We start from the raw sequence: 14,500 nt of genomic DNA on the forward strand, positions 1-14,500 counted from the left end.
CGATGAGCGATCGTTATGCGGTGATTGGCAATCCGATCGGCTTCAGCAAATCACCCTTGATCCATGGCACTTTCGCCAGAATGACGGGACAGGATCTCGTCTATGAGGCGATCGAGGGACCTATCGATGGCTTCAGCCGACGGGTCGACCAATTCCGGACAGAGGGTGCCAAGGGGCTGAACATCACCGCCCCTTTCAAGCTCGATGCCTTCGCTTATGCAAATGAGCTTTCAGAGAGCGCCAGACGGGCAGGTGCCGCAAACTGCCTGAAATTCGAGGGCGACCGGATCATCGCCGAAAATTTCGACGGGGTAGGGCTGGTGCAGGACATCACTGCCAATCTCGGCGTCAAAATGGCCGGTCGGCGCGTCCTGATGCTCGGCGCCGGGGGAGCGGCGCGTGGCGCGTTGCTGCCTTTCCTGCGCCAGCAACCGTCCGAGTTGGTTCTCGTCAATCGAACGCTGTCCAAAGCCGTGGCATTGGCCGAAGAGTTTGCCGGCTGTGGTCCCCTGATGGTGAGCGGCTACGCTGAACTGGCCGACCTTGCCGAGGGCTATGACGTCGTGGTCAACGCGACCTCTGCCAGCCTGCGAGGTGAAATGCCGCCGCTTCCGGGAAATGTCTTCCAGGGCGCGGAGCTGGCGTACGAACTTGCCTATGGCAAAGGATTGACTCGCTTTCTGCAAGCGGCCCGCGCCGAAGGCGTGGCCAAGCTGGCTGACGGCGTCGGCATGCTGGTCGAGCAGGCGGCGGAAGCCTTCGTCTGGTGGCGCGGCGTGCGACCGAGCACGGCCCAGGTCATCGCCGAATTGACTGTTCCATTGAGCTGACGGACGACGCCGACCATGCATCCCAAACCCAGCTTTCTCGTCGGCCTGATCGGCAGCGGCATCTCGGCGTCTCGCACGCCGCCCATGCACGAAGCGGCCGCCGACGCCGCTGGCATCCGCTATCTCTACAAGAAGATCGATCTGACCGAGTTGAACCTCGGCGTCGAAGCGTTGCCGGAATTGCTCACGGCCGCAAGGCGGATGGGCTTTGACGGTTTGAACGTAACCCATCCCTGCAAGCAGGCGATCCTTCCGCTGCTGGACGAGCTTTCGCCCGACGCGGAGGCGCTTGGCGCCGTGAACACCGTGGTCGTCAAGAAGGGCCGAATGACCGGCCACAACACCGACTGGTTCGGCTTTGCCGAGAATTTTCGCCGCAACATGCAAGGTGCACCACTCGGTCGCGTCGTGCAATTGGGCGCAGGCGGCGCGGGCGCGGCGGTTGCTTTCGCGCTCATGAAGCTTGGCGTGCAGGAACTGACCATCATAGACGTTGACTCGGCCAAGGCGCAGAGCGTGGTCGACGGCTTGTCCTCTCGATTTGTAGAAGGGCGCTTGAGGGTCGGCCGGGATGTCGCAGCGGCCGTGGCTGCCGCAGACGGAATTGTAAACGCGACGCCGATCGGCATGGACAAGTATCCGGGAACGCCGCTGCCGCTGGCGATACTGTGTTCCAGGCTCTGGGTCGCTGAGATCATCTACTTCCCCCTCGAGACCGCGCTGCTGCGCGCGGCGCGTACCCTCGGCTGCCGCACGGTCGATGGTGGCGGAATGGCGATCTTCCAGGGCACCGAAGCATTCCGCCTGTTCACGGGCGTCTCGCCTGATCCAGACATCTTCGTCGCAACTTTCGCATCCCTGGGAGGATGACATCCGGCCGATGGGCGAGCGGTACGCACAACGCCCGAGAGGAAACGCAAGATGGGCTACACGCTCGATTTCTCGGTGGTTTGGCACGCAATGCCCGCGTTGCTGTGGGGTTGCGTGGGGACGTTGGGTTTGGCGCTTGCTGGCATGACGCTCGCGATGATCATCGGCGTCGCGGGCGTCGCGGCCCGCGATGCGAAGGCGGCCTGGTTGCGCGCCATCGTGATCGGCTTCGTCGAAATCGTGCGCAACACGCCGTTCCTGGTGCAGATCTTCTTTCTGTTCTTTGCACTGCCGCTCGTCGGGGTAAAGCTCAATCCGACCGCCACCGCCATTATCGCACTCGGTGTCAACGGAGGCGCGTACGCCATCGAGATCATCCGCGGCGGCGTGCAATCGATTCACAAAGGGCAAATCGAGGCTGGCTACGCGCTCGGACTGCACAAAGGGCAGGTATTCCGTTCCATCGTACTCAAGCCCGCGCTTCGCGCGATCTATCCCTCGCTCACGGGACAGTTCATCATGCTGACGCTGACCTCGTCGATCTGTTCGGCTGTGTCCGCCTATGAATTGACGTCGGTCGCGCAGCGAATCGAAAGCGACACATTCCGCAGCTTCGAGGTCTATTTTTTCGTCACTTTCCTCTACCTCGCGATCTCCTGGCTGCTGATGGCGGGCTTCGCAATCATCTCTCACCGCTTCTTCTCATATCCGACGCGCTGAGGAGCACAGATCATGACACCGCATTTCGGCGTTCCCGAGTTCGGCTTCCTCCTGCGTGGTCTGCAATGGACGGTACTCCTGACGCTGGTTGCATTCGTCGGTGGCTGTACCGCCGGCCTGGTCGTCGCATTGTTGCGCACCTGCGGTCGCACGACCGTGGAATGGATAGTTCGGATCTATATCGGAATCTTCCAGGGGACACCGCTGCTGCTGCAACTGTTCGTGGTGTATTACGGCTTGGCGCTCCTCGGATTGAAGCTGTCAGCATTCGTTGCGGTCGCGATTGGGTTCACCGTCAACGCCTCGGCTTTTCTGGGCGAGATCTGGCGCGGCGCAATCCAGGCCGTGCCTCGCGGTCAGACCGAGGCCGCGATGGCGCTCGGTCTACACTATTCCGCGCGCATGCGCGACATCGTGCTGCCGCAAGCCATTCGCATCGCGCTGCCGGCGACCATTGGCTATCTCGTGCAGCTCATCAAGGGTACCTCGCTCGCTGCCATCGTCGGCTTCATCGAACTCGCCCGCGCCGGTCAAATCGTATCGAACCAGACCTACCAGCCGTTGCTCGTCTTCGGTGTGGTCGGCGCGATGTATTTCATCCTCTGCTGGCCACTCTCGTGGTGGGGCAGTCGGATGGAGGCCAGGCTCGCCCTGGCCGGTCAAAGGTAGGTTCGGCGCACCTACTCAATCAAATACAGCCATCACCAGGAGGAGATACTCATGTTGTTTTCGCTCAATCGCCGCCAACTCGGCGTTACGCTGCTGACGCTGTCGGCCATCGTTGTCGCAGGCGGCTCGCAGGCGGGCACTCTGGAGGACGTGAAGAAGAAGGGCGTCGTCGTCATCGGCATTCAGGGCGATAATCCGCCCTGGGGCTATGTCGATAGCTCAGGAAAGCAGGATGGGATCGATGCCGACATGGGGCGTGCCTTCGCTGAATATCTCGGCGTGAAGGCCGAGTTCGTCCCGCTGGCGGTGGCCAATCGTATTCCGGCGCTGACCACAGGCCGCGTAGACATTCTGTTCGCGACCATGGCCATGCTGCCCGAGCGTGCGAAGGTGGTACAATATTCCAAACCCTATGTTGCCAATCAGATTACACTTGTCGCTGCCCAGGCAACGCCGATCAACAGTAACGCCGATATGGGGAAGTACGTTATCGGCGTCCCACGCTCCTCCACGCAGGACACCCAGGTAACCAATAATGCTCCTGCGGGCGCCGAAATCCGCAGGTTTGATGATGACGCGGCCACGATCCAGGCACTGCTCTCGGGTCAGGTGCAGGCGGTCGGGGCAAACAGCTTCTACCCGCAGCGTCTGAACGCTGCAAAGCCGGAACTTGGGTTCGAGCCCAAGCTTCACTTCACCGCCTTGTACAACGGGGCCTGCACGCGCCTCGGAGAGAAGGAGTGGAACGAGACGGCGAACAAATTCGTCGACCAGATCAAGTCCAATGGCAAATTGGCCGCTTTCTACGCCAAGTGGATGAAGGCGCCCGTGCCGGTCTTCCCCGACTCGGTCCCCGGCGTTCCGTTCACAGTTCAATAGTCACTGCAAGCGGCCGACGCGCTGGGCGCGTTGGCCGCCGTCCGATAACGGAGGCCGAATCCATGCAGGACCAGATCCTGATCGAAATGAAGGGCGTGCAGAAATGGTACGGCGGGTATCAGGCTCTCCGCAACGTTGACCTCACTGTGCGCAGAGGGGAAAAGATCGTGCTTTGCGGTCCGTCCGGTTCGGGCAAGTCGACGCTGATACGCTGTATCAACCGCCTGGAGGCAATCCAGCAGGGCAGTATCGTGGTGAACGGTCATCGGTTTGACGACAGCATCAAAGCCATCGATGTCGTACGCCAGGACGTCGGCATGGTCTTTCAGAGCTTCAACCTTTTTCCGCATATGACGGTCTTGCAGAACTGCATGCTCGCGCCCATTCGCGCGCGCCGCATCAGCAAGACCGAAGCGGAGGCGAGCGCGCGAAAATATCTCGAGCGGGTGCGCATTGGCGAGCAGGCCGAGAAGTATCCGGCGCAACTCTCGGGCGGTCAGCAGCAACGTGTCGCGATCGCGCGTGCTCTCTGCATGCAGCCCAAGGTCATGTTGTTTGATGAACCGACTTCGGCTCTCGATCCGGAAATGGTCAAGGAAGTGCTCGACACGATGACCGGCCTCGCCAACGACGGCATGACCATGATTTGCGTCACCCATGAAATGGGTTTTGCCCGCCAGGTTGCCGACCGTGTCATCTTCATGGCTGAAGGGCAGATCATCGAAGAAGGTGTGCCCGACGCTTTCTTCCGCAATCCGCAGCACGCTCGCACCAAGCAGTTCCTTGGCGAGATCCTCGCCCATCACTGAACGGAGTTATTCCATGAGCCGTCTTGTCTACGTCCTCAACGGGCCAAATCTCAATTTACTTGGCAAGCGTCAGCCCCACATCTATGGCCACGAGACGCTTGCGGATGTGGAGCGAGATTGTCGGGGGCTAGCCACGGAGCTGGCTCTGGAGATGCGCTTTCACCAGTCGAACAGGGAATACGAGCTGATCGACTGGATCCACGAGGCGCGCGAGACGGCTGTCGGCATCGTCATGAATCCCGCGGCTTTCACCCATACCTCGGTCGCCATCCTAGACGCTTTGAACACGTTCGAGGGGACAGTAATCGAGGTGCACATTTCCAATGTGCACAAGCGCGAGGAATTCCGCCACCGCTCGTTCGTTTCCAAACGAGCTGATGGCGTTATTGCAGGCTTCGGCACTCAGGGTTATCTGCTCGGTTTGCGTCGGTTGGCCAAGTTGCTCGATGAGAAGGGATAGAATCGTATGAGTGCACCCGTCCGCCTGACGGTCATGGGAGCGGGTCTCATCGGCAAGCGACACATTGGACATATTCTCGCGCGGCCGGAGGCGGTCTTATCGTCAATCGTCGATCCGATGCCGGTTGCACGGGAGTTGGCGGTATCGCTCAAGGTGGACTGGTTTTCGTCCGTTCAGGACATGATCTCTGAAAACCGGCCGGAGGGGGTGGTTGTCGCCACCCCCAACCAGATGCACGTGGCCAACGGCATGGATTGTATCGCTGCGGGCATCCCGGCGCTGATCGAGAAGCCGTTAGCGGATGATATCGTGGCGGCACAGACGTTGGTCGAAGCCTCCGAGCGGGCGGGCGTGCCGCTGCTAACCGGCCACCACCGTCGCCACAACCCGATGATCCAGCGCGCCAAGGCGGAGATCGACAGCGGCAGGCTCGGTCAGATCGTGTCAGTGCATGGCATGTTCTGGCTGATCAAGCCGGACGATTATTTTGAAGTGCCCTGGCGCCGCGAGAAAGGAGCGGGTCCCGCTTTCGTGAATCTCATCCACGATGTCGACCTGCTGCGGTACCTGTGCGGGGATATCGTGGCGGTACAGGCTGCCCAATCCAATCGGCTGCGTGGAAATGCGGTCGAAGAGACCGCGGTGATCATCCTGCACTTCGCGTCCGGCGCGCTGGGAACGGTCAATGTCTCCGATACCATCCAGTCGCCTTGGAGCTGGGAATTCACCACCGGAGAGAATCCGGCCTACAGCCATACGCTGGAGACCTGCTACCAGATCGGCGGCACGAGGGCATCGCTGGCCATTCCGCAACTCGATCTGTGGCATCACCCGAGCAAGGCCAGCTGGTGGGCGCCGATCGAGCGCGAGCGGCTGAGGTTCGAGAAAGAAGACCCGCTTGGCCTGCAGATCGCAAATTTCTGTGGCGTTATCCGCGGCACGGCCACACCTGTGGTGAGCGGGCGCGAAGGGCTAAAAACGCTCAGGGTGATCGACGCGGTCAAGCGCGCAGCGGAAACCGAAGATCTCGTGTCGTTTTGACTCTGGTAAGCACAGGTGTCTACGCTGAAGTATCGATATTTTATTTGGCGAACCATCAAGGTGCCGCTGATAGACAATGCTGGGAGCACTATGATCCTGCCACGAAGGCCCGTTTTCGGCCGGATAAACCCAGTGGTGCGATCGGTAAGTCATTGATTGTTCTCTACCCGTCGCTGACTCTTAATCAGCGGGTCCCAGGTTCGAGCCCTGGTGCGCCCACCAAATAAATCAAGACCTTAGCAAGAGAAACCGTTTGAGACCGACGGACTAAAACGGTTTTTCAAACGGTGTTCTTGACGGCCAGCCGGCGAGTCCACTCTCGGCATTGTGATCTACTCTGTCCGTCTCGACGGAGGCCAAGGCGACTCGAAGGCCGTACGGCAGAACCACTTCCTTGATGTTGTATGTAGATCAGAGCCGCCCGACATAGCCGGCATTTTTCCACTTCTGTTCAATTTCATCAGCGACGCATTGGGCAGCTGCGCAGCGCCTCCACCGAAATAGTGCTTGAAGTCGATGTGAACTCTTATGTTGTCTGGCCAATAAGCCGCCATGCGGTCATAGAGGAGAACCGATCCCGTCTCGAAGCGCCGATAGACCGATTTGTGCATCGGCGATTTTGATTCCGCCATTCGGAGGTTCGATCCCTGCCGCCGCAGCCAAGCAGTCACTCAATTATAGAGAGTGGGACCGTATTGGCTGAAAGTGCCGCATTTTACGGAATTTTTGTGCGGCTCTTTAAAGTCTCTGCTCCTCTGAAACCCGCAACCTTGGCGAGAAGTCGTCGAAAGTCTCCAGCCCAAACCGCAGAAATTACCTTTTTCCGTGGAGACGATTGGCAGAGACCGGTTCGATCACCACTGGACAGTGGGGGTGGCAGTGAATTTTGACGGTTTCAAACCGCTCGACGACTATTGGCTCTGCGATGGCGATAGCTATTCTGCAGAAGCGGAAAACGGAACTCGAAATTGCTAAACGGCTCTGTCGAACGGTTGCTATCGCATGCGCGGCAGGGCTCACAGGGGACAGTGGTGATGCGACAGCGCGTTCGCTTTGAAAGCGAGTGCAACCACACCCTTTAAATTCATCACTTCTCTCTCCAGAGGCACGCTTCGCAGTCGATAACCGCTCCGAGTGGGGGCAAGTGGGACGGTCGGTAAGGTTCATGAGCATACTGAACCAATCTCATTATATACTGTCGAGCCGCGGAAGCCCTTCCCACCAGCACCGATCGTGTCCCGTGGCGTGGTGTAGCTGGCGGCGGGTCACCGCGTTCGCCGGCTGGAGAGCCGGGCTGGTCAGCTGGCGATAGCCGTGATGCTGACGCTCGGATCATCGCTCAACGGCGCGATGGTTTCCAGTGTCATGTAGCGGGCACGCTGGACGGCCCATTCATCATTCTGTTCGAGCAGGATCGCGCCGATGAGGCGAGTGATGGCGTCATCGTTGGGGAAGATGCCGACCACCTCGGTCCGCCGTTTGATCTCGCCGTTGAGACGCTCGATCGGGTTGGTCGAGTGCAGCTTGGTCCGATGCTGTGCGGAAAGGTCATGTAGGCGAGCACATCGGTCTCGGCCTCGTCGAGGAAGCCGGCAAGTTTGGGCAGCTTGGGGCGGAGCTGGTCGGCGACCTTGCGCCACTGGGTTCGCGCGGCCCCGGCGTCGTCCTGGGCAAAGGCGGTGGCGATGAAGGCGGAGACGACGCGCCGCCCGCTCTTGCCGGCATGCGCCAGCGCGTTGCGCATGAAGTGGACGCGGCAACGCTGCCAGCTGGCATCGAGCACCTTGGCCACGGTGGGCTTGATGCCTTCGTGGGCGTCGGACACGACCAGCTTGACGCCGCGCAGGCCGCGGCGGGCGAGCTTGCGCAGGAACGCCGTCCAGAACGTCTCGGCCTCGGAAGGGCCGATGTCAATGCGGAGGACCTCGCGTCGGCCGTCGCTATTGACGCCAACCGCGACAATCACCGCGACTGAGACGATGCGGCCATTCTGGCGCACCTTCACGTAGGTGGCGTCGATCCACAGATACGGCCAGTCGCCCTCGATCGGACGGGCGAGGAAGGCCTTCACCTTGTCATCGATCTCGCCGCACAGCCGGCTGACCTCGCTCTTGGAGATGCCGGTCATGCCCATGGCCTGGACGAGGTCGTCCACCGAGCGGGTCGAGACGCCCTGCACATAGGCTTCCTGAACCACGGCGGTGAGCGCCTTCTCGGCCAGGCGTCGCGGCTCCAGGAAGCCCGGGAAGTAGGAGCCCTCGCGCAGCTTGGGAATGTGCAGCTCAACCGCGCCGGCGCGGGTCTCCCAATCCGGTCGCGGTAGCCGTTGCGCTGGGCCAGGCGTTCGGGGCTGTTCTCTTCCTAGGCCGCCCGGTCTGGCCTTCCACTTCCAGCTCCATCAGGCGCTGGGCGGCAAAGCCGATCATCTCGCGCAGCAGATCGGCGTCGGGGGTCTTCTCTACGAGCGTGCGCAGGTTCATCATGTCTTCGGTCATCGGTGGTTCCTCGGTTGCGTTGGCGTGTCGCAACCCGATCCTACCGGAGAACTGCCGGTGACCACCGCAAAGCCGCCCGCCCGCTACGGCGCTATTTGAAGGCGCGCATCCGGGCGGCTTTGCTCTACCGAGCTACACCACCACCGGGGACACGACCCCAGCAACTAGTAAGTGCTGGCAATATTTCAGAATTATAAGTAGCGTCGCGGCAAGAAAAATCGCGATGGCCGCCCGGTCAGCGCAAGTTAAAAATGGGGAGATTCAAATGCTTTTGCTGAAAGCCGCAGTTGCAGCCGGTCTAGTCATCACAGCTTTTACGGGCGCTGCGCTTGCGCAGAGCAAGCCGCCGGAAATCAAGATCGGTATCACCACTTTCCTGTCGGGACCGGCTTCCGTATTCGGCGTACCGGCAAAGGCCGCGGCCGAGATGATTGCAGAAGACCTCAACAAGAAGGGCGGAATCGGCGGTGTACCGGTAAAACTGTCTTTCATCGATGAAGGTGCCGGCGGCGAGGCATTGGTCTCGAACTACCGGCGCATGGTGCAAGACGAAAAGGTCGACGTGACTTTCGCCTCCATCTCCTCGGGCAGCTGCAATCAGCTTGTCCCGGTCGCCGAAGACCTCAAAGTCATGAACTTTATGTGGGATTGCGGTGCGGCTTCTATTCTGGAGACGAAGAAATATCGCTACAATTTCCGCACGCAGGCTAACGGCACGCCGGAGATGCTGGCGGTGCTCGTCTATCTCCTTAAGACAAAGCCCGACTTCAAGACCATCGCGGTCGTCAATCAGGACTACGCGTGGGGCCGCGAAAGCTGGGAGATCTTCTCCACCGCATTGAAGGCGCTGAAGCCCGACGTTCAGGTGTTGGCGGAGCTTTTTCCGAAGTTCGGTGCGCCGGACTATTCCACCGAAGTTTCGCGCTTACTGGCATTGCGGCCGGATGTCGTTCTAACCACCTCCTGGGGCGGCGATCTCGACACGCTGGTCCGTCAGGCCGGTCAACGCGGCCTGCTGCAACAGTCGACCTTCGTGTTGGGCATCGGCGAATCCTCGATCCAGCGACTGGGCAAGGATCTGCCGGAAGGCCTGATCGTCGGCGCGCGTGGCGATCATTGGTTCCTGCATCCTGAAAAGAAGAACGATCCGGCCTTCAAGGCGTTTGCCGAGGCATTCAAGGCAAAGACCGGCGCCTGGCCGATTTACCCCGTCTACCACATGGCGCAGGCTTTCACGGCGCTGCAAGCTGCCTATGACAAGGCGATCAAGGCCAATGGCGGCAACTGGCCGACACGGGAGCAGGTCGTAGACGCAACCTCCGGCACCGAGTTCGCGACCGGTTTCGGCCGGCCGATCACGCTGAGGCCCGAGGACAACCAAGGTCTGGAAGCGCAGCTCGTCGGCGTCACCAAGTCTTTCCCGGGCTATGACTTCAAACTGCTCGACAACATGATGATCTTTGATCCGAAGGTGATCACCAATCCGGCGGGCGTGCGCTCGGTCGAGTGGCTGAAGACGCTCAAGCCGGAATTCGTTAAAATGGACGTTCCGACCTTCAAGCAGTAGGCCAGATCATCGTCCTCCGGGCAAAAACCGCAGGACGGCTTTCCTGAAGGTCTCCATGAATTCGACTCTCGCCATATTGGCCGTCCTTGACGGGATCAGTTACGCCGCCTTGGTGTTCCTGGTTTCCGTCGGGCTGAGCCTGATTTTCGGTGTGCTTCGCGTGGTGAATGTCGCGCACGGGTCGCTTTATGCCTTTGGCGCCTATCTCGCCGCGACGTTGAGCCTCGTGATTGCGCAGGTGTCGCCGTGGCTTACCTATCCCGCATTGCTGGTTGCCTCCATCGTCATAGGGTTTGTGTGCGGCGGTTTCATCGAGCGCTTCCTGTTGCGGCCGCTTTACGGACGAGACGACGTGTTGCAGCTCCTGATCACCTTCGCGGCCTTCATGATCATGGACAATCTGCAGCGTCTGATCTGGGGCGTGCAGCCCATCTTCGCTGCTGAGCCCTTGAAGCTGTTGCCGAACATCAGCGTATTCGGCGTGAACTATACGTCCTACCAGGTGGTCCTGCTTCCAGGCGTGGCAGTCGCGACGCTGTTCGGACTGCGTTACTTCTTGCGGAAAACTCTTGCGGGAGCCGTGATTCTAGCAGTAACCGAGGATCGGGAGGCGTCAACCGCCATCGGCATCGACGCCCAACGCGTCTACTCTATTACGTTCATCATCGGGGCGAGCCTGGCGGCGCTCGGCGGCGCGCTTGCTTCGCCGACCACGTCGCTGGTGCCCGGCATGGGCGCGGACATGATCGTGCTCTCGTTCGCGGTGGCAGCCACTGCGGGTCTGGGGCAGATCGAGGGCACCGCCCTTACGGCCCTTATGATCGGTTTGACGCGCGCCTTCGTCATCTATCTGCAGCCGGAGTTCGAAGTTCTCGTACCCTATCTGCTGATGGTACTGGTGCTTCTGGTGCGTCCGTTCGGACTGTTCGGTACGGTGCAGATGAGAAAAATCTGATGGCGGGCCGTATCAAGCCGATCACGGCAGTCGCAATCATCTTGTTTCTGGCCAGCGCGGTACTGCCGCTCTTCGTCGCGAGCTGGGCGACGTTATTCGCGCTCATCCTCGCCAAGGGCATCGTGGTGCTCGGCATCGTCCTGTTGCTGCAGGCGGGACAAGTATCGTTCGGACACGCGATGTTCTTCGCCACCGGCGCCTATACCGCGGCGTTCTGGGGCAAGTACATCGGCGGCGGCGATATCCTGATCTTTCTCGCGCTGGGAGGCATAACCTCTACCGTTTTTGGCCTGATCGTCGGCCTGTTCGTGGTTCGCTACAGGGAAATTTTCTTTGGAATGCTGAACCTGGCATTCTCCATGGTCTTGTGGTCGCTGCTCGAGAAAATGTTCCACTACACTAACGGCGCGGACGGCATCCGGGTCGCCCGTCCTGGCTTGTTTGGATTTTCGTTCACGCCGGAGACGTTCCAATACGTTATTCTCTACGTGAGCCTTTTGGTCGCGATTGCTGCCTTCTACGGCGTGCAACGCTATCTCGACAGCCCGCTCGGTCACATGTTGCGGGCAATGAAATCTAACGAAACCAGGCTCGAATATCTTGGCATGTCGGCGCGGCGCGTGCTGCTCATCGGCTACGTGTTCTCCGCATTTCTCGGCGGCATAGGCGGCACTCTGGTATCGATCATTCAGCAGATCGCGACCCCCGAATTCGGCTTCTGGACCAAGTCCGGCGAGTTCGTGTTCATCGCGATCCTCGGTGGCAGCGCCCATGCTTTCGGTGCGTTTGCAGGCGCGGCGATGTTCGAATGCGTACGGTTCTATGCCGCGGCGCATCTGGCGGATTCTTGGCAGCTCATTCTCGGCGTCGTGCTGGTCGTCATCATTCTTTACGCGCCGAACGGCCTTATCGGCCTCCGCCAGCGCTACGGTCAATCCGGGCGGGGAGGGCATTAATGGCCAACGTCCTGCTTTCTGCCAAGAACATCAAGATCCGGTTCGGCGGCGTCATCGCCGCCGATGGCATCGACCTCGACGTCCTGGAAGGCGAAAACCTTGCCATCATCGGGCCGAACGGGGCCGGCAAGACGACGTTCCTCAATATCTCGACCGGTTATCTTCGGCCGCAAGCCGGCACCGTTACCTTTCTCGGCCACGACATCACCGCGCAGCTGCCACGTACGATCACCAGGCTCGGCATTGCCCGCGCCTTCCAGATACCACAGCTGTTCCTCGACCAGACCGTGATGGAGAACATGTTGATCGCGGCCGCCTCCCTGCGAGGCCGTCCGTCTGGTTTCCAGGCTCTTTCTCTCATGCCGGAAGTGCCGGAAATGAAGCGGCTGCTGGATCTCGTCGGTGTCAAATCGTATGCGGAACGAACGGCGCGCGAACTGCCCGAGGGGCAACGCAAGCTGGTCGATATTGCACTCGCGCTCGCGCTGAAGCCAAAGCTCCTCCTGATGGATGAGCCGACTTCGGGCGTCGCGTCATCAGAGAAACTCACCATCATGGACATTCTAACCACGGCGCTGGCAAAGGAGAAAGTCACCTCGGTCTTCGTCGAGCACGACATGGATATGGTGGAGCGCTATGCCAACCGCGTCGCCGTGTGGAATGTCGGCAAGATCCAGATGGTTGGGACGCCGGCTGAGGTTCTGGCGGACCCGAAGGTCCGGGAACAGGTGATCGGGATATGACACCGATGCTGAGTTTCGAGAATGTCAACGTCGCGATTGCTGACGCGCCTGTGTTGCGAAATGTGAGTTTCTCGCTGCTGCCGGGTGTGAGCGCAGCGCTTATCGGGCGAAACGGCGCCGGCAAGACCACGACCGTGCGCACTATCATGGGCTTCACAAAAGCGAGCGGCACCGTTCGTCTGGGCGGCGAAGATCTTGGAGCGATCGCGCCGCATCGCCGGCCGTCGCTGGGTCTTGGCTACGCGCCTGAGGACCGGCGTCTGTTTTCCGCCTTCACCGTCGAAGAAAATATTTTGCTTCCCGGTCGTGTCGCCAAGCTGAATCCGGACGAGACGCGGCGGCGGCTAGAGCGAGCGTATTCGGTGCTGCCGGAACTCAAAGAGCTTGCCAAACGTCCGGCGGGATCGGTCTCGGGCGGCCAAGGCAAGATGGTGGCGCTTGGGAGGGCGCTTATGCTTGGTACCCGGCTGCTTATCCTGGATGAGCCATTTCAGGGTCTCGCGCCTGTGTTAGCGCAGCGATATGCGGAAGCACTCCGGCGGCTTCGTTTGCAGGATAAGGACATTACGCTGCTGATCACCGAGTCGAATCCAAAGCTGCTCGAAACCTTTGCCGACGTGACGCTCACCATTGAAAGAGGTGAGATCGAGGCCCGCCAAGCTAATTGAAGACGCGGTGGAGGAGCCGCCGGCCTAAGCAGACCTCGGCGGTTTACCGATTCAGCGTCCGCTCTGCCACGTGATCGTGGCACTCTGTTTCGACCGTTCCTCGTAATCGTCGCGATTTAGATCGTCCGTCGTTGGATTTCGGGCACGTCGGCTTAGTGCAGGTGTTTTAGTTTGTCCGCAGGGGCTGGCCGTCACATAGTCGCGGCCCGCTTCAGCCGCCCAGTTGAACAACCCCGAGGCGGCCTTGCGCATATGACGTGCGTTGCTGACGGAGGGCTTGCCGAACTTGCCCGCGACGATGTCATTCGAGAGTGTCGCGATGTCATGCTTCGTCACCCGGCGCTGACGCACCATGAATTCATGGAAATGGTCGAGATTATCCGCGCTCTCGGCAATTCGTATCGCCTGGCTGCACTGGAGCCAGGAAGCGGCTTTCTCTACGGACGCTTCACCTTCAATTTCTGCCGGGTCGTTGTGTCGTGTGTCGCGCGGTAGGCGGCACTTCGGTGGCGCCCGGGTGTCGAGCATCTACGGCAGCGACCGTTTGCTGTGCGTGCCCATTATGGTTCAACCCGTGCAGACCATCGTGCGAGGCCCATGAACTGCCTCACGCGAAGGATCGGATCAGATATCGCAGGTCTGGTTGGTGTGGGGAAAGACGGTAGCACCCTAGTGACTCGAACCCCCGACAGATCACCGCATAATCTAATACGCTTACCCTCGCAGGCCTCGGCTGCTCCGCCGCAAGTCCAAGATCCCACTGACGCGCCGAGCGCCGTTCTCCCTCGCCGCCGCCGCAACGAAATCGCAACGAATTGGGTGAAACGAGCGTGAACAA

Annotated in this window: 14 protein-coding genes and 1 pseudogene; 13 read left to right on the forward strand and 2 right to left on the reverse strand. The window is 60.2% G+C overall.

The window, feature by feature from the left end; translation table 11 throughout:
• The first annotated feature begins 2 nt into the window (after positions 1-2).
• From aroE to RX329_RS12365, 8 genes are all read left to right on the forward strand, one after another.
• Positions 3-830 carry a shikimate dehydrogenase gene (aroE, locus tag RX329_RS12330; RefSeq protein WP_018460426.1) on the forward strand — a complete coding sequence of 276 codons (828 nt, stop codon included), beginning with the start codon at positions 3-5 and terminating at the stop codon, positions 828-830.
• A 15-nt stretch (positions 831-845) separates the two neighbouring features.
• Positions 846-1,700 carry a shikimate dehydrogenase gene (locus RX329_RS12335; protein ID WP_085383595.1) on the forward strand — a complete coding sequence of 285 codons (855 nt, stop codon included), beginning with the start codon at positions 846-848 and terminating at the stop codon, positions 1,698-1,700.
• A 51-nt stretch (positions 1,701-1,751) separates the two neighbouring features.
• A complete protein-coding gene (locus RX329_RS12340) occupies positions 1,752-2,420 on the forward strand; it encodes an amino acid ABC transporter permease (RefSeq protein ID WP_007601261.1) in 669 nt (222 codons plus the stop codon).
• A gap of 12 nt (positions 2,421-2,432) precedes the next feature.
• Complete coding sequence (locus tag RX329_RS12345) at positions 2,433-3,089, forward strand: amino acid ABC transporter permease (RefSeq protein ID WP_018460423.1); 657 nt, start codon at positions 2,433-2,435, stop codon at positions 3,087-3,089.
• Between the two features lie 51 nt (positions 3,090-3,140).
• On the forward strand, positions 3,141-3,968 hold the full coding sequence (locus RX329_RS12350) for a transporter substrate-binding domain-containing protein (protein ID WP_085383596.1): 828 nt from the start codon (positions 3,141-3,143) through the stop codon (positions 3,966-3,968).
• 62 nt (positions 3,969-4,030) lie between these two features.
• Complete coding sequence (locus RX329_RS12355; RefSeq protein ID WP_085383597.1) at positions 4,031-4,777, forward strand: amino acid ABC transporter ATP-binding protein; 747 nt, start codon at positions 4,031-4,033, stop codon at positions 4,775-4,777.
• 13 nt (positions 4,778-4,790) lie between these two features.
• Positions 4,791-5,237 (forward strand): type II 3-dehydroquinate dehydratase, encoded by a 447-nt coding sequence (gene aroQ / locus RX329_RS12360; protein WP_018460420.1) that lies wholly within the window; start codon positions 4,791-4,793, stop codon positions 5,235-5,237.
• Positions 5,238-5,243: 6 nt separating this feature from the next.
• Positions 5,244-6,278 carry a Gfo/Idh/MocA family protein gene (locus RX329_RS12365; RefSeq protein WP_085383598.1) on the forward strand — a complete coding sequence of 345 codons (1,035 nt, stop codon included), beginning with the start codon at positions 5,244-5,246 and terminating at the stop codon, positions 6,276-6,278.
• A gap of 1,298 nt (positions 6,279-7,576) precedes the next feature.
• Here RX329_RS12365 and RX329_RS12370 read toward each other — a convergent pair.
• A pseudogene (locus RX329_RS12370) lies at positions 7,577-8,773 on the reverse strand (IS256 family transposase).
• A gap of 265 nt (positions 8,774-9,038) precedes the next feature.
• Here RX329_RS12370 and RX329_RS12375 point away from each other — a divergent pair.
• The 5 genes from RX329_RS12375 (at position 9,039) to RX329_RS12395 (ending at position 13,662) form a co-directional block, all read left to right on the forward strand.
• Complete coding sequence (locus RX329_RS12375) at positions 9,039-10,340, forward strand: ABC transporter substrate-binding protein (protein ID WP_018460419.1); 1,302 nt, start codon at positions 9,039-9,041, stop codon at positions 10,338-10,340.
• 76 nt (positions 10,341-10,416) lie between these two features.
• Entirely contained in the window at positions 10,417-11,295 is an 879-nt protein-coding gene (locus tag RX329_RS12380) for a branched-chain amino acid ABC transporter permease (RefSeq protein WP_247361255.1), read from the forward strand.
• A complete protein-coding gene (locus RX329_RS12385; protein WP_085359164.1) occupies positions 11,295-12,251 on the forward strand; it encodes a branched-chain amino acid ABC transporter permease in 957 nt (318 codons plus the stop codon). The genes RX329_RS12380 and RX329_RS12385 overlap by 1 nt, the downstream gene beginning before the upstream one ends.
• Positions 12,251-12,994, forward strand: a complete 744-nt coding sequence (locus tag RX329_RS12390; RefSeq protein WP_018460416.1) for an ABC transporter ATP-binding protein — start codon at positions 12,251-12,253, stop codon at positions 12,992-12,994. Before RX329_RS12385 ends, RX329_RS12390 begins: the two co-directional genes overlap by 1 nt.
• Positions 12,991-13,662 carry an ABC transporter ATP-binding protein gene (locus tag RX329_RS12395; protein ID WP_018460415.1) on the forward strand — a complete coding sequence of 224 codons (672 nt, stop codon included), beginning with the start codon at positions 12,991-12,993 and terminating at the stop codon, positions 13,660-13,662. The genes RX329_RS12390 and RX329_RS12395 overlap by 4 nt, the downstream gene beginning before the upstream one ends.
• A 51-nt stretch (positions 13,663-13,713) precedes the next feature.
• On the opposite strand, the gene RX329_RS12400 is transcribed toward RX329_RS12395, so the two are convergent.
• Positions 13,714-14,190, reverse strand: coding sequence for a hypothetical protein (locus RX329_RS12400; protein WP_231190480.1), 477 nt, complete (start codon positions 14,188-14,190; stop codon positions 13,714-13,716).
• Positions 14,191-14,500: the final 310 nt, after the last annotated feature.

Source organism: Bradyrhizobium sp. BWC-3-1 (assembly GCF_032917965.1).
Taxonomy (GTDB): Bacteria; Pseudomonadota; Alphaproteobacteria; order Rhizobiales; family Xanthobacteraceae; genus Bradyrhizobium; species Bradyrhizobium canariense_D.

Coding starts and splice junctions, on each gene's coding strand:
- RX329_RS12355 (WP_085383597.1), top strand. CDS start 4,031: ATGCAGGACCAGATCCTGATCGAAATGAAGGGCGTGCAGAAATGGTAC.
- aroQ (WP_018460420.1), top strand. CDS start 4,791: ATGAGCCGTCTTGTCTACGTCCTCAACGGGCCAAATCTCAATTTACTT.
- RX329_RS12340 (WP_007601261.1), top strand. CDS start 1,752: ATGGGCTACACGCTCGATTTCTCGGTGGTTTGGCACGCAATGCCCGCG.
- RX329_RS12395 (WP_018460415.1), top strand. CDS start 12,991: ATGACACCGATGCTGAGTTTCGAGAATGTCAACGTCGCGATTGCTGAC.
- RX329_RS12385 (WP_085359164.1), top strand. CDS start 11,295: ATGGCGGGCCGTATCAAGCCGATCACGGCAGTCGCAATCATCTTGTTT.
- RX329_RS12335 (WP_085383595.1), top strand. CDS start 846: ATGCATCCCAAACCCAGCTTTCTCGTCGGCCTGATCGGCAGCGGCATC.
- RX329_RS12375 (WP_018460419.1), top strand. CDS start 9,039: ATGCTTTTGCTGAAAGCCGCAGTTGCAGCCGGTCTAGTCATCACAGCT.
- RX329_RS12350 (WP_085383596.1), top strand. CDS start 3,141: ATGTTGTTTTCGCTCAATCGCCGCCAACTCGGCGTTACGCTGCTGACG.
- aroE (WP_018460426.1), top strand. CDS start 3: ATGAGCGATCGTTATGCGGTGATTGGCAATCCGATCGGCTTCAGCAAA.
- RX329_RS12400 (WP_231190480.1), bottom strand. CDS start 14,190: ATGCTCGACACCCGGGCGCCACCGAAGTGCCGCCTACCGCGCGACACA.
- RX329_RS12365 (WP_085383598.1), top strand. CDS start 5,244: ATGAGTGCACCCGTCCGCCTGACGGTCATGGGAGCGGGTCTCATCGGC.
- RX329_RS12390 (WP_018460416.1), top strand. CDS start 12,251: ATGGCCAACGTCCTGCTTTCTGCCAAGAACATCAAGATCCGGTTCGGC.
- RX329_RS12345 (WP_018460423.1), top strand. CDS start 2,433: ATGACACCGCATTTCGGCGTTCCCGAGTTCGGCTTCCTCCTGCGTGGT.